The sequence below is a fragment of the Dyadobacter ginsengisoli DSM 21015 genome (genome assembly GCF_059568735.1).
In genome coordinates this window covers 189506-205498 of sequence record NZ_JCANTY010000009.1, presented here as the reverse complement: position 1 = coordinate 205498, position 15993 = coordinate 189506, and the positions used below count along the sequence as shown (strand labels likewise).

Sequence of the window (15993 nt, the reverse complement as noted above, 5' to 3'; positions counted from 1 at the left end):
GTGCATTTGCCCCTCCTCAATTACTATGTAAAATCCCATTTTTGTAATTTAATGCAAACGTTTGCACAAAATTCGATCTACTATTGATATATCGAACTTAAATGACTTATTTTGATTCAAAATAGATCATTTTATATTTAATAAAATATTTTAATAATTTTTTTCATCAAAAACTCTAAGCAGTGGAAATGTCAAATATTAAAAAGAAGATAAAAGTAGCAATCGTGGGTGTGGGAAATTGCGCGAGCTCGCTGGTTCAGGGCGTGGAGTACTATACCCGCTTTTCAGAAAAAACATCAGGACTAATGGCCAACGAAATCGGCGGATACCGGGCCGAACACATTGAATTCGTATGTGGCTTCGACATCGATGAGCGCAAAATAGGCTTACCACTCCGTAACGCCATCTTTACAAAGCCCAACTGTGCCATTCAGCTTTACACCGACATCCAAACCGAAGCGCCTGTATACCGCTCTCCGGTGCTCGACGGCGTTTCGCCCCAAATGCTCGCCTACCCCGCCGACCATCGCTTTGTAATTCAGGACAAATTGAAAGCCACGGATATACTGGCCAACAGCGAACGCTACGACCCGGTCATGACGCAGGAGATCCGGGAGGAGATCGTAAGCCGTTTGAAAGAGCATCAAGCAGAAATACTCATCAATTACCTGCCCGTCGGCTCACAGCTCGCAACCGAGTTTTATGCCGAGATCTGCCTTGAACTTGGTATTTCGCTCGTAAACTGTATCCCGGTATTTATCGCCTCCAACCCGGAATGGGAACAGAAATTCATCGAAGCAGGCATCCCGATCATCGGCGACGATATGCGCAGCCAGTTCGGAGCAAGCATTCTTTCGCAGATGTTGCAGGAACTGGCTTTCGAACGCGGCCATCACGTGAAGGCACACATTCAGCGCAACGTAGGCGGCAACACCGACTTCCTTAATATGGAGGACAAAAACCGGCTGAAGTCGAAAAAAATATCAAAGGAAAATGTGATCCGTGCCCAAAACGATATTCGTGGCATTTCCACTACCAACAGCTTCCTGCACGCGGGCCCTTCGGAATACATTGCTTTTTACGGCGACAACAAAGTGGCCAACTTTCGCCTTGAACTGGAAGGATTCATGGGCTCCCCGGTAACGCTGGACGCGCAGCTATCGGTTCAGGACTCCCCCAACTCGGCGGGGGTAGTGATCGACGCGGTTCGTTATGTGTATGTGGCACGAGAAATGGGACTGGTAGGCGCATTGAGGGGGCCTTCCGCGGCGACACAGAAAACACCTCCCCAGCAAATGATGTTTGCGGACGCAACCTATGAATGCCATGCCTTAGCTAAACGTGAGCTTACGGCATCCACCAGGAAGCAGCTGATACCAAGCTTCGAGCTGGATGACAAAATGGATTGACATACCATAAAAAGAAGAACACCTTTCAGCAGGGTGTTCTTCACGTGATAAACTGACTATTCCTATCCTTACCTACCCGCCACCAGCACCTTCACACCACGGTCTTCCAGCGCCTTCACCGACTCAGGTGATACCGCCGAATCCGTCACTATATATTGCACCTGGTCCAGATCGCAGATCTTACCGATCCCCCGCTTGCCGAACTTCGTATGATCGGCAAGCACCACTACGATTTGTGCCGTGCTGATCATCTTCTGGTTCAGCCCCGCCTCGGTGAGGTTGCTGATAGAGAGCCCGAAATCGAAGTCAATGCCGTCGACGCCTATAAAAAGAACGCCGCAGGAAATATGATCCAGAATGTACTCGGCATAGGAGCCAGCCACGGACGACGAATTCTGGCGGATCAGCCCTCCCAGCTGCAACACTTCTACATTAGGACGGTTGCTGAGCTCTAACGTTACTTTTACAGCCGGCGTAATCACCGTAATCTGCTTCGTAGGATGCAGGCAGCGCGCGAGCTCAAACACCGTCGTTCCGGAACCGATCATGATCGAGTCCGTCTGCCGGATCAGCGTAAGTGCTTCTCGCGCAATGCCTTGTTTTTCTTCCGAATTAATGAATTCCTTTTCGTTAATCGGCCGCTCCACCGCATAGGGGTTATTGAGAGAGCCGCCGCCGTGTGTCCTGAACAACAGGTTTTTGTCTTCCAGTAATTTGAGATCCTTCCGGATCGTCACCCCCGATACCTGCATTTGCTCCGAAAGCTGCACGATACTAACCGTCCCGGTGCGTTTCAGCTCCTGCAAAATGAATTGATGCCTTTCCGTAATTGTCATTTCGATACGCTTTGAAAGCAAGTATAACAATAGTTTCCGGATTCGGGAAGCCCACTTGTTAGATCAGCCCTCCATAACCCGCCATATTTATTTTTTAAATATAAATAATACAATTAAAAACCTGCACAGTAAGCTAAATAGTAGTCAAACCTGCATATTATCATATTGTTAATTATACAGATCACTAGTTTCAATTACTTTAATAAACTTTAATTTTGTTTAAATAATTTAATTTTACTTTGTTTACATCGTCATTTAGCTATAATATATCCTTTTTTCTATTTCAATTATACCAAATGAGACCCAAGCAGGCTTCAAGGCGCCAGAGACTGCCAGGAAAGTGAAATAAATTTTAACACACTATGATCAAAATGTAAAATTCAGGCTTACCCAATCCTATGAAACCTTTTTTCATCCATCTGACTACCCTGCTGTCGTTGCTGATACTCCTTGGAGCGACTCACTACGGACACGCCCAGGCGACCGACGCATCTATTACCGGTACGGTGAAGGACGCCACAAACAATGAATTCCTTCCGGGCGCGACCATTACCATCCGAAACGACGCAACCGGTTTTGAAACCCATACCATTACCAATGCCAAGGGCGAATACGTCCTGCATCAGCTTCCGCTCGGTAAGCCCTATTCCATCAGCGCCTCGTTTGTTGGCTTACAAACGGTCAGGCAAACGGGTTATTCGCTCAATTACGGAGACAAACTGCGCGTAGACATTACGCTATCAGCCTCAGAAACAGCTCTGAAAGAAGTAGTTATATCCGAAAAAGGCTTTGCTAAGGAAGTCCAGCAAGCGGGTGCCTCTACCTCCATTACGGCAGCGCAGATCAAAAACCTGCCGAATGAAGGGCGTAACTTCACCAGGCTGAACAACCTTTCGCCCCTGCAGGGCGGCGACAATTTCAGCTTTGGCGGTCAGCGTGCCACAGGAGCAAACGTGACCATCGACGGTATGAATGCCAAGAACCAATGGACCAACGGAACCGTTGCGGAAGGCCCATATGCCATTTCTCTGGAAGCGATCCGCGAATACAAGGTCATTACCAATGATTACGACGTGACACAGGGACGGCAGTCGGGCGGCGCGATCAGTGCGGTAACCAAAAGCGGCACAAATAAGCTGGAAGGTTCGGCATTCCTCTATTTCCGAAACAATACGCTCTCCAGCGGATATGACATCCGGGGTGTGAAACGGGAGCAGGATTTCAACAACTACCAGTCGGGTTTCAGCCTCGGCGGGCCGCTGATCAAGGATAAACTGCATTTTTTCGTCGCCTATGACCGCCAGGACGCAAGTCAGCCGCTGGTAATCGCCGACATCAAAAATGCCGACGACGAACAACGCTATGGAATCCGGAAAGACACGCTGGATAAACTGATCCGCATTGCCTCGGAATTGTATGGACTAAAGGGCAAACAATACGGCCAGTTCCCCCGCAAGACGACCACCAACACGGCATTTGTGCGCCTCGACTGGCAAATCAACCAGAAACATAAACTCACGTTGCGAAGCAATACGACGCGCTATGTTTCTCCATTCAATGAAGGCGACAATTCGAACATCAACCTGCTCGAATCCTACAACGATTTCAAAGATGTTTCGACCACGGCCATGGCCGCATTGCGCTCGTCACTTAACCCAAGACTGACCAACGAGTTCAAGGTACAATACATGTACTCCTACAAACCGAAGACGCCGCAGAGCTACCTGCCCTTCCAGAACATCCCGCGTGCGATCGTGAATGTAACTTCTCCATTCCCGACAGAGGCGAACCCGAATGCGACGCAAACCAAGTCCGTGCAGTTCGGCGGCCAGCGCTTCAGCCCCGAGTCCAACCGCATGAAGCAGGTGCATCTGAGCAATACCACCTACCTGAACACCGACAAAATCAATTTCACGTTCGGTACCGACAACATGCTGACATATATGGAAACGTATCTTTCCAGTGAGCAGAACGGCCGGTTTTTCTTTAACAGCCTCAATGACCTGGCTAATCTGACCCCCTACCGGTATGCACGCGAAGTCCCGCTCAAGGGTGCACCGATCGTAGAACAGACCGTACTCGACATTTCCGCATTCGCACAAGCCGAGTACAATCCGCACCGGGACCTGAACCTGGTGGTCGGGCTACGTTATGACGCCACCGCTTTCCTGACCAATGGTGAGTACAATGCTAATGTTGACAAAACACTGGGGGTGCGTACCGACATCAAGCCGCAGGACTGGAACAACATCCAGCCGCGCTTCCAGGTCACCTGGGACATGGGCGGCCGGAAAAAGGATATCCTGAAAATAGGTGGCGGAATGTTCTCTTCACAGCCGCATTACTATGCGCAGGTCAACAACATCCAGAACAGCGGATCGATGGTAGGCGCAATCGACGTAACCGGTGCGGCAGTTCCCAAACCCAATTTCAATGCCTACCGCAATGATCCTTCCACCATTCCCGGTATTCCGCAGGGCGTGAACTACATTTCGACCATCAATGCGGTAAATAAGGACTTTCAGGTACCCACTACTTACAAGGCAAATATCAATTACAACCACTTTTTCGGAGACCGCATCCGCGTCGGATTGAATGCCATTGTAGGCCGGACCGTCAACAACTATGTATACGTAGACCGTAACCTGGCCGATAACCCTGCATTCCGACTGGCCAACGAGGATAACCGTGGTGTGTTTGTACCAGCCTCGACGATTTCAGCCAAAGGGGTGACGGACTGGCTCAAGTCACGTAAAACCGAAGACGTAGGCCGTGTACTGGAACTGATCTCTACCGGCGTTTCCAATCAGCTGACTTTCGTGGCGGATGCGAGCGTGCGCATCGGCAAGGACGGCTATGTCAATGCGAGTTATACCATCAACTCAGCGAAAGATAACTCTTCTTACAACTGCTGCGTCGCCAACACTTCGACATTCCTGCCTGTGAAAGACGACCCACGCAATCTGAACTACGGCTATTCCGACCAGCAGTTCAAGAACAAGCTCGTCATTAATGGTGCAGCGCCTTCCTGGAAAGGTTTCCAGCTCGGCGCGACATTGATAGGCATCGGCGGCAGCCGGTATAGCTTCCTGGTAGGCGGCAATACGAGCCTGAACGGTGATTTTGTACTGACCAACGACCTCGCCTATGTCTTCAACCCAAACGACCCGGCCACGCCTGAGAACATCCGCAAGGGCATCAGCGACCTGCTGAGCAACCCGGAGACTGATCAGAGTGTAAAAGACTATATTAACTCGAACATCGGACAGGTCGCCAAACGGAATGGTGGCGAAAACCCATTCTACACCACCGTGGACCTTCGTTTGACGAAATCATTTCAGATTGTCAAAGGCCATAACCTCGAATTTTCTGCCGATGCATTCAACTTCCTCAACATCCTGAACAAGGAATGGGGCCGCAACTACAACCGCGGCAACACCAACCTGCTGAACATCAACGGATTTGATCAGGCGAAACAGCAATATGGTTACTCCGTGCAGAACATCGCAACCCGTCCGATCGGCGGCACGCCCTGGCGGATCCAGCTGGGCGTGAGATATTCGTTCAATTGACCTTTTATTTTCCTAATCCCAAACCAAACATGGCACCAATGACACCCTTTGACCGCATCGGATTACCCAGGCACCTTGCCTGGGGCTATCTGGGCATCCTGATTTTCATGATGGGCGATGGTGTGGAGCAGGGCTGGCTCAGCCCCTACCTCCTCGACCGCGGCATGACTATCCAGCAATCCGCCTCGCTGTTTACAGTTTATGGCATTACCATCGCAATTTCATCCTGGTTTTCGGGCGTGCTTGCGGAGGGGTATGGCCCGCGCAAGGCCATGCTCATGGGTATCCTGCTGTACGTGATCGGCACGATCGGATTCGTGGGGCTGGGCATGGAATCACTGAATTTCCCGGTGATGCTGCTTACTTATGCGATCAGAGGGTTCGGGTATCCTTTGTTTGCCTATTCATTTCTGGTCTGGATCACCTACCGTACTCCCGAAAATGCATTGGGCCGCGCGGTAGGTTGGTTCTGGTTTGTATTCACGGGAGGGCTCAATGTGTTCGGGGCTTACTATTCCAGCTGGGCTATCGAGCGCATCGGCTACCAGAACACGTTGTGGAGTTCGATCTTCTGGGTGTGCCTGGGCGCATTTATCGCGTTGGTTTTGAACAAAGATCAGTTTCATTCAGCGGGTGAGGCGGCAGGTAAAGCCAGGGAATTACTGAAAGGACTCACTATTGTCCGGGAGGAACCAAAAGTACTGATCGGCGGCATTGTCCGGATCATCAACACCACTGCCCAGTTTGCTTTTCCCGTATTCCTGCCCACATATATGGCCGAACACGGACTTTCCACACAGGAATGGCTCTGGATCTGGGGAACGATCTTTACGAGCAACATCATTTTCAACCTCATTTTCGGGTTTGTAGGCGACCGGCTCGGCTGGCAGAATACCATTATGTGGTTCGGCGGTTTCGGCTGCGGCGTTACCACGCTGCTTTTTTACTACTCGCCGGCTCTTTTCAATGGTAATTTCTGGCTGATCCTCATTCCCGGCATACTCTGGGGCGGGCTGCTGGCCGGATATGTGCCGTTATCGGCATTGGTACCTTCATTGGTGAAAGAGGAAAAAGGAGCAGCAATGGCCATCCTGAACCTGGGCGCAGGCCTGCCGGTATTCATCGGCCCCGCGATTGTCGGAATTTTTATCGGCACCATCGGCAGCGAAGGTGTTGCCTGGATACTCGCCATCCTCTATTTCATCAGTGCAATCCTGACCAGATTCATCTCATTGCCCAAGGAAAACAAAACCCCTGCACTGGCCATTAATGACAATCACTAGTAAAAATCAATCAAATTATAAAGCCGGGCGCTGAACAGCAAAAGCCAAAACGACACCAAGTATGAAAATTCTCATCACCGCACCCTATCACGAAAAGGCGCAACAGATTTTAAAAGAACAATTCGGAGAGATCATTTATAAGCCATGGAAATTGCAGGAGCGCGCCTACAATGAAGGCGAGCTCACCGCATTGCTGCGCGAAACCGGCGCGGAAGCGCTCATTACCGAGCACGACCATGTTACAGCGGCCGTTATCGAAGCGTTTCCCGGCCTGCGCTTCATCGGTGTTTGCCGGGGAACTCCTTCCAACGTGGCCGTTACAACAGCTACTGCCAAAGGCATTCCCGTATTCAATACCCCTGCCCGTAATGCGCAGGCGGTAGCCGAGATGTTCATTGCCAACCTCATCAACCTCATGCGCAACACGCTCGAAGGCATCGCCTGGCTGGAAGGTGAACATTGGGAAGCGGGTGCGCACACTTCCTACTTACAGTTCAAAGGAAGTGAAATCGCGGGGAAAACCATTGGAATGGTCGGTTTTGGGGCTGTGGGGCAAACTATCGCCAACCTCGTCCGCCATTTCCCGGCCGAAATCATTTACTACGACCCTTTCTATACTTCCGATGACGCGGATTACAAAAAGGTAAGCCTGGAAGAAGTATTCCGACAAAGTGATGTCGTGTCCATTCACCTGCCGGTGACCCCCGACACGGAGGGGATGATCGGCGAAGAGCTGATCGGTTTGATGAAAAAGGATGCCATTTTTGTGAACACCGCCCGTGCGGTGGTTGTGAAAAGGGAAGCATTACTGGCTGCCATTGAAAGCAACGGCATCCGCGGCGCCATTCTCGACGTTTTCGACCACGAACCGCCTGATGCGCTCGACTATCGCCTCATCCATCACAAAAATGTACTCGCCACCCCGCATATCGCCGGCGCTACTTTTGAGGTCGAAGATCATCATGCCGATATTATGAACAAGGCCTTGTATGATTTTTATATCAAAGGCAATCAAAACATACGTCAGTTCGTAAATCGGGAAGTATTGTCTGTTAAAACCCACTAATTAAAAAACAATGACATTCAAACAGGCTTACCTGATCGCGGACATCGGAACCGGCAATGTACGGGTGGCGGTTGCCGATACCACAGGCACAATACTCGGTGTGGCGAGCGCGGATATGCGGTACGAAAAGGATCACAACTATCCGGAATCCATCTTCTTCGATGCGGACGCGCTTTGGAATACCATCAAAAATCTTGCAAAATCGGTCATTGCCCAGGCCGGCTCCATAGCAATTACCGCCATCACCGCCACCAGCCAGCGCGAAGGCATCGTGGCGCTGGGCAAAAACGGCGAATCACTCATTGGGATGCCCAATATTGACCACCGTGGTCGTGAATGGGAGGAAATAGCACCCGACAAACACGACATATACCTGCTCACCGGCCGCTACCCCACTTCGCTTTTTTCGGCTTTGAAACTGGTAGGCCTCCGGCATGGCCGCCCTGAACTATGGCAACAGGTCTCGGCATTCACCAGCATCAGCGACTGGGCGCAGTTTAAATTCTGCGGGGTGGCCGGCTACGAGCACTCGCAGGCATCTGAAACTTTGCTTTATGACGTAGCCCGGGGAGACTGGTCCGACAAGCTTTGCGAGACCTACCAGATCGATTCCGCATTGCTGCCTCCACTCGTGCATTCCGGCACCTTGCTAGGCAGAATCTTACCCGAAATAGCACAGGAACTGGGAATTCCGGAAGCAGCCGATATTGTGGTGGGAGGATCGGACACCCAACTGGCGATCATGAGTTTGCAGCCATCGGCAGACGACGTCGTGATCGTTTCGGGCACCACAACACCCATTATCAAGATCGAGGATCATTATGTCACCGATGCACTGGATCGCACCTGGACCAACCGCCACACCGACCCTACCCATTTCCTGCTGGAAGCCAATGCAGGCGTAACGGGACTGAATTACCAGCGTTTGAAAGAAATATTTTACCCCAACGAGCCCTACGAGCTGATCGAACAGGAAGTGTCTGCCATCGGGGATACGCATTGTGTGGCCGCATTGGGTTCGCTGCTGGCCGGAGAAAAATCTCCGCTGATCCGTGGCGGTTTCATTTTCAATACACCCGTATCGCACCAGCTGAGCCGCGGACATTTCGTATGGGCGACATTGTGGGACATTGCGTGCAGCATTGCAGAGAATTATCGGGTTCTGTGCGAAGTAACCAGCCACGACCAGGACTACGTCTGGATGTGCGGCGGCGGCGTGCAAAGCCGTTTGCTGCGGCAGTTCATTGCCAATTTATTAGGTAAAAAAGTGATGATCCGGTCCAATTACCGCCAGGCATCGGTATCGGGTGGCGTAACGGCCTGCAACCATGCATTGGGAATAGCTAACCCGACTCCCGAAACGCTGGAAACCGTCGCCCCGGATGGCACCAGCGCTTACCTCGATTGGCAAGCCGAATGGAAACGGGCGAGGACTGCATTCAAAATCGGGCATTAAACGATTCGCACATTATCCCAATAACCATTTTAGATCAATGCATTCATATTTTTTAGGAATCGATGTCGGAACCCAGGGCGTGCGCGTGCTGCTGCTGAACGACGCGGGCAGTACGATCGGAAGCAGCGAAGAGGGTTTTCCACTCACGCCGCATTCGCGGGAAGAACAGTCTCCGGCAATGTGGTGGGAGTCGGTATGGGAATGTCTTCAAAATATGCTGATTTCGGTTCGGAAAAATGTTGATTTGAGTCAAATCAAAGCCATTTCCGTCACTTCGACATCCGGCACCGTGATCCCGCTCGACAAGAACAACGAGCCGCTGCACAACGCATTGATGTACAGCGACGCCCGCTCAGCCGCGGAAGGAAAACAATGCCGCGAGACAGCGGAAAGATATCACCCCGACGGCTATACCGGTTTCAATGCTTCGAGCGGTCTTTCCAAAATGGTCTGGTATGTTAACCATTTCCCTGAGCGGTCCGCGCAGATCAAAACCTGGGTTCACGCGACCGATTTCATCATCGGCAAACTCTCCGGCGACTATTCGGTAACCGATTATGCCAATGCATTGAAATCCGGCTTCGACGTTGCGAATGCCGAATGGCCTGCCTACCTGTCCGAACATTTGCCCTTGCAAAAGGAATGGCTGCAAACTGTCGTCCCCTCAGGCTCCCGCATTGGCACCCTGCTCCCCGAACTAAGCAGCCAACTCGGCTTGTCCGAAATACAGGTCATTGCCGGCATGACCGACGGCTGCGCTTCACAGGTAGCATCCGGGGCAGTGAAGCCGGGCGACTGGAACACCACCATCGGCACCACCCTGGTCGTCAAGGGAGTAACCATCAGGGAAGTACGAGATCCCGAAGGACGGCTATACAGCCACCGCCATCCCGAAGGCTACTGGATGCCCGGCGGGGCTGCCAATATCGGCGCCGACTGGATTTCGGCAGGTTTTGCGGACAACCTGCCAGTATTAAATAAGGCCGCTGCTGCCCTAATCCCCACCGGACTGATTGCCTATCCCTTGTTACAGCAAGGAGAGCGCTTCCCATTTATCGCGCCTCAGGCCAGGGGCTTTGAACCCGGAAATACCCGTCGTGAGATGCTTTTTACCGCCAACATGGAAGGTGTCGCCTGCGTGGAGCGCTACGCGTACGAGTTGATTGAGAGCCTGTCCGGCGAGCAAGTGAACGCTGTGTACACTGCCGGTGGAGGCAGCAATAGCGAGGTTTGGCTAACGATCCGCGCCAATGTCCTCAACCGGCCTGTCCACAAATGCGGCAATGTGACCGGTGCCGCAGGAGCAGCCATCGTCGCGGCCGCCGGTGCGCACTTCGGCACACTTACCCGGGCATCGGCTGCCATGACGCACATTGAAAAAACGGTCCTGCCCGACCCGGTCCTTTCCGCGGCCTACGAGCAGCAATACCGGAATTTTATTCAAACTTTGACGGAAAAAGGATTCATTTCCGGAGAAGTCATCAAAACCCATTGACCATGCTTCATGTTTATCTGCTCCGTCATGGAGAAACGCTCTGGAATGCCGACGGCAACCGCTATTGTGGCACCACTGACATCGGGTTGACTGAAAAAGGTGTCCAACAGGCGCACCAGGCAGCCACTTTGCTGAAAGATATTACCTTCGACGCCGTATATACTTCTCCCCTGCAACGGGCGCACCACACCGCCACCATCGCATCCGTCAACTACCCTGGCGTCATCGTTGACCACCGGCTCATTGAAGCGTCGTTCGGTGAATGGGAGGGCAAGACCCGGGAGGAGTTCATCGCCGAAAACCCCGCACTCTGGAACGCCTGGGCGCAAGAACCCGACTACGCGCGTGCAGGTGGCACGGGAGAGACGGCCGTCGAGATCGTCACACGGGTGGACGATTTTTTCAACGAAGCTTTACAAAAACACCCCTCGGGGACCATTCTCGTGGTGGCGCATAATGCGGTTAATCGCTTTTACATGGCGTGGAAACTGGGGATGCCGCTTAAAAACTACCGGCAGATCGTCCAGGAAAATTCTTCCATTACATTATTCAATCTGGATGCGCAGGGTGAATTCAGTCTGCTCAAACTCAACTGCCGTTCCTGATTTTTAATCCATCGATATGAAAAAGAACTATTTCAAACCGCTTGTCTGTTCGACCCTGCTGGCTGTCTCGGTCACATTACCTGCCTGGTCTCAGGCCAAAATGAATGTACTAAAAATCAAATCGGCCAAAGACCTGCATGCCCTTTTCAAATATACCGACAACGATATCATGCTGATAGCCGGCCATCGCGGGGGAATGGTCAAAGGGTTTCCTGAAAACTCCATCGCCACTTTTGAAAATACATTGAAACACACCCCGGCATTCTTCGAAATCGATCCGCGCCTGACGAAGGATAGCGTGATGGTGCTCATGCACGATGCCACCCTTGACCGCACGACCACGGGCAAGGGTAAACTCTCGGACTACACCTACGAGGAGCTGAAAAAAATCCGACTGAAAGACGCAGAAGGCAACGTGACCAACTTCCCGATCCCGACGCTTTCGGAGGTGATTGAATGGGCACGCGGTAAAACCGTACTCAATCTCGATCATAAGGACGTTCCGCTCGCGATGACCGCCGCACTGATTAAAAAGCACAACGCAGACGCTTTCGTGATGCTTACCGTCCACAGCGCTGCCGAAATGACTTACTATCTTTCTCAAAACAAAAACCACACTTTCTCGGCATTCGTCCGGAATATGAAAGAGTACGAGGATTACGAGAAAGCCGGGGTTCCGTTCAACCAGATGATCGCTTACATTGGACCCCATGTAAAGCCCGAGAACAAGGAGCTGTATGCATTGCTGCACAAAAAAGGAACAATGTGCATGATCTCAGCGGCATCGTCCTATGACAAGCTGAAAACACCGGAAGAGCGAAAAGCAGCTTACCTGGCCATTGCACAGGACGGCGCTTCGATTCTCGAATCCGACCTGCCGATCGAAGCAGCCGAGGCCGTGAAGGCATACACGCAGAAAAGCAGCCCGAAGCAAAAGCTGTTCGGTAAAAAATAGGCTTACGGGCATAATCCTAACCTGCATTCTTCTTTAGCCCTGTACAAGGGCGGACGTCCGCTGTCCGCTTTTGAACAGGGTTTTTGATTTTAATAGGCTTAAATTCAACGCTAACACACTTTCCCAAAGCTGGCAGGATATTTTACATACGGAAATAGATGAAATAAAATCTGACCTGAATATCCATGAGACGAAGCGACCTGGGTGAATTTGAAGAAATAGTATTGCTGGCTGTGGCAGCGTTGTCGCCGGGCGCCTATTCGGTGATGATTGCCGAAGAGCTGGAAAGGGAAACCGGTCAGCCGGTGAGCACCGGAGCGGTACATGCCGCGTTGCAGCGCCTCGAACAAAAAGGCTGCCTGACCTCCCAGCTCGGCGAAGCCACGCAGGAGCGAGGTGGAAGGAGAAAACGGCTGTTCGCGCTTACCAACTACGGCGGGAAAATCCTGAGCGATGTGCGCAATGTCAGGAACAGCCTCTGGAACCGCATTGCAGACACAGAATTAACGAAACTGGGACTCCAATTTTCAAACAGCTGACCCGATGCAACCACTCCCTCCCCGCTGGCTCAACAAACTGGCAACCCGCATCTGCGCCCCACACCTCCGCGAGGAATTGCTGGGTGACCTCCAGGAGCGTTACGCATTGCGTCATCGACGCACCGGCGCGCGCAAGGCCAACTGGTTTTTCATCCGCGAGGTAAGCGCATTACTGCGCCCATCGATCATGAAGCGCAAACCCTCGGCTTACCGTTCACCATCCGTATTCAACCCCGAAATGCTCCGTAACTATTTCAAGATCGGCTCACGGGTATTGCTCAAAAACAGCAGCTACTCGCTGATCCACGTCACAGGGCTTTCTATCGGGCTTTGGGCCTGCATGATGGTGGCTACGGTGGTGATTGATAGTCTGTCATATGACAGGCAATGGAGCAGGAAGGATGATATTTACCGGATTGTTACCGTCAGCAAAATGGGCAGCGACCTTATGGAACGCTCTTCATCTTCGCCGGAGAACCTCGCTCCTGAATTGCAAAAAAATTATCCCGAAGTGGATTCCTGGTCGCCGCTTTCCGCCCACGACATACAGTTTAAAATCCATCCCACAGACCCGGACGGCCGGCAAACACATATACTTACAGCTGATACGATGATCAGCCGAATATTGGACTTAAAGTTGCTTGCCGGAAGTTTCCAGCGTTCGACAAAGAGCAAATGGAGTTTGCTCGTAACAAGGTCCTACGCAGCTAATATGTTTCCCGGCCAGGACCCGATCGGAAAAGTCATTCATGATATACCCACATTCAGCTCCGGCCCCACGCCTTACGAAATTACCGGACTGATCGAAGACCTTCCGTATAACAGTCATCTTCGCGCCGATGCGATACGGTTGAAATCCACCAAAACAGAGCCTTTGACTAACAGTGGAATCACGTCTTTCGGCAGAAATTACATACTAATGAAACCGGGAACCGATATTGACGCATTTACGCGCAAAATCAATGCGTGGTATACCACTTTCATGAATAACAAAGGTCGGGAACAGTTTGAATTTCAGCCGATAAAAGATGTCTACCTCCACTCCGACTTCGCCCAAGGGCAAAGCGTCCAGGCCAACGTCCGCACGATCTACATTTTTACGGGGGTAGCACTGCTATTACTTTTTATCGCATGCATCAATTTTGTCAACCTCAGCACAGCCAGGGCTTTCACGCGCTTGAAGGAAGCCGGGGTGCGGAAAATACTAAGCGGATCGCGCTTACAATTGATTGTTCAGTTACTGACGGAAACACTACTTCTTTTCGGGATATCCGTCGGCATTGCATTTTTTGCATATTACTTCACACTAGCGCCGATAGAAAGCTTTTTGGGCCATAAGCTTATCATCACGTTCACAGCCAGTCTCCCCATGACCACGATGGCATTGGTAACGATTTTCTTTACTGCATTACTAACAGGACTTTATCCGTCCTGGATGGTATCCGGCTTTAAACCTGCCAATACACTTCGGGGCACCCTCACTTCATCGTTCAGTCAGAATGGTCTTCGCAAAATGCTGGTAGTGGCGCAATTCTCCATTTCAATTATTGTGCTGCTTGCCACATTCGTGGTCCGGCAACAACTCGATCTCATGAAGAACAAAGAACTTGGCTATCAAAAGACTGGTTTGCTAAGCATAGAACAAATTTCGTGGGAAGGCAAGGGAGACGCTTTTAAAGCCGAATTACAACGAATCCCGGGTGTATTGCGCAGCAGCATGTCCCTGTGGCTCCCTACCGAAGGCGGCGGCAATATGCAGCGAAATGTACCCGACCCGGCCAATACAGACCGCCCTATCAGCATCTGGTACATCGTCGGTGACGTGGATCTGCCCCAAACTTTGGGACTGAAACTCGTAAAAGGCCGTATGTTCAGCGACCATTTTGCCGATGCCTTGAATGCTGATTCATTGCAAAAAAAAGGTTTCGACAAATTTGCAGAAGCCCAGACGAACCAAAACTCATTAATGACCGCCTCGGCTTCGAAAATACTGAGAATCAAGCAACTTGACACCAAGGTAAATAATGCCCATTCCGTACCCGTGGGAGTAGTTGGGGATTTTCATAATGAATCGCTTTATGAACCAATGAAACCCACCCTCATTCTCGCTCAAAAATCTCCGGAGTATGCCGGTATGCTCATCCGCATTCAGCCAGATACCGAAACGCAGGTCGAAGAAGGTATTCGACGGTTGTGGAAAACGTTTTTCTCGGATAAACTACTTCGAATCAACAACGTGGAAGAGCAGCTCCGGCAACAATACGAAGCCGAATCCAAACTCCACCAGCTCTTCCTCTTTTTCAGCGGGCTGACGATGTTCCTTTCTGCATTGGGCATTTTCGGGCTGGTAGTACAGGCAGCCGAGCAGCGGGCGAAGGAAGTGGGCATCCGCAAGGTACTGGGAGCTTCGGTTGCGGCTATTGTAGGATTGATTTCAAAGGATTTTGTCAAACTCGTGCTGATCGCCATTGTCGTGGCGTCGCCGCTGGCCTGGTATGCATTGCAGAAATGGCTTGAAAATTATCCTTACCGGACGCAGATCAACTGGTGGGTGTTTGTAGTGACGGGGGTAGCAACATTAGTCGTGACGATCGGAACGGTGAGCTTTCAGGCTATCCGCGCCGCTACTGCGGACCCCGTTCGCAGCCTGAGGAACGAATAGCATTATAGGGAATTAAAGTACAGCGATGCCACTTTAATTCCCCATTTTTGAGCTGCTGGCAGCAAGCGTGTGCGGTTTTTAAGTTAGCATGACAATTGTACTGTTTTTGCCAGCA

The 15993-nt window shown here is 51.3% G+C and carries 11 protein-coding genes; 10 read left to right on the top strand and 1 reads right to left on the bottom strand.

The features are described 5' to 3' along the window. Positions 1 to 188: 188 nt before the first annotated feature. The gene (locus tag BP71_RS30105; protein ID WP_496385323.1) at positions 189 to 1409 is read left to right on the top strand and encodes an inositol-3-phosphate synthase; all 1221 of its coding nucleotides are present in this window, start codon (positions 189 to 191) and stop codon (positions 1407 to 1409) included. A 68-nt stretch (positions 1410 to 1477) separates the two neighbouring features. Here the strand turns inward: BP71_RS30105 and BP71_RS30100 are convergent, their stop codons facing one another. Beyond that, on the bottom strand, positions 1478 to 2245 hold the full coding sequence (locus BP71_RS30100) for a DeoR/GlpR family DNA-binding transcription regulator (RefSeq protein ID WP_496385322.1): 768 nt from the start codon (positions 2243 to 2245) through the stop codon (positions 1478 to 1480). Positions 2246 to 2643: 398 nt separating this feature from the next. Here BP71_RS30100 and BP71_RS30095 point away from each other — a divergent pair, with 398 nt between their 5' ends. The 9 genes from BP71_RS30095 to BP71_RS30055 all read left to right on the top strand — a co-directional run bounded on the left by BP71_RS30095 (position 2644) and on the right by BP71_RS30055 (position 15878). Beyond that, positions 2644 to 5817, top strand: a complete 3174-nt coding sequence (locus tag BP71_RS30095) for a TonB-dependent receptor (protein ID WP_496385321.1) — start codon at positions 2644 to 2646, stop codon at positions 5815 to 5817. A gap of 38 nt (positions 5818 to 5855) precedes the next feature. Then, positions 5856 to 7100, top strand: coding sequence for an MFS transporter (locus BP71_RS30090; RefSeq protein WP_496385320.1), 1245 nt, complete (start codon positions 5856 to 5858; stop codon positions 7098 to 7100). Positions 7101 to 7161: 61 nt separating this feature from the next. Continuing rightward, positions 7162 to 8166, top strand: coding sequence for a 2-hydroxyacid dehydrogenase (locus BP71_RS30085; RefSeq protein WP_496385319.1), 1005 nt, complete (start codon positions 7162 to 7164; stop codon positions 8164 to 8166). Positions 8167 to 8176: 10 nt separating this feature from the next. Next, positions 8177 to 9622: an FGGY-family carbohydrate kinase gene (locus tag BP71_RS30080; RefSeq protein WP_496385318.1), complete on the top strand. Its 1446-nt coding sequence runs from the start codon at positions 8177 to 8179 to the stop codon at positions 9620 to 9622. 37 nt (positions 9623 to 9659) lie between these two features. Further along, positions 9660 to 11117 carry an FGGY-family carbohydrate kinase gene (locus BP71_RS30075; protein WP_496385317.1) on the top strand — a complete coding sequence of 486 codons (1458 nt, stop codon included), beginning with the start codon at positions 9660 to 9662 and terminating at the stop codon, positions 11115 to 11117. A gap of 2 nt (positions 11118 to 11119) precedes the next feature. Further along, positions 11120 to 11722 (top strand): histidine phosphatase family protein, encoded by a 603-nt coding sequence (locus BP71_RS30070; RefSeq protein WP_496385316.1) that lies wholly within the window; start codon positions 11120 to 11122, stop codon positions 11720 to 11722. Between the two features lie 16 nt (positions 11723 to 11738). Next, positions 11739 to 12677, top strand: a complete 939-nt coding sequence (locus tag BP71_RS30065; RefSeq protein WP_496385315.1) for a glycerophosphodiester phosphodiesterase family protein — start codon at positions 11739 to 11741, stop codon at positions 12675 to 12677. A gap of 185 nt (positions 12678 to 12862) precedes the next feature. Then, positions 12863 to 13216, top strand: coding sequence for a PadR family transcriptional regulator (locus tag BP71_RS30060; protein WP_496385314.1), 354 nt, complete (start codon positions 12863 to 12865; stop codon positions 13214 to 13216). A 4-nt stretch (positions 13217 to 13220) separates the two neighbouring features. Next, positions 13221 to 15878: a permease prefix domain 2-containing transporter gene (locus BP71_RS30055; RefSeq protein ID WP_496385313.1), complete on the top strand. Its 2658-nt coding sequence runs from the start codon at positions 13221 to 13223 to the stop codon at positions 15876 to 15878. Positions 15879 to 15993: the final 115 nt, after the last annotated feature.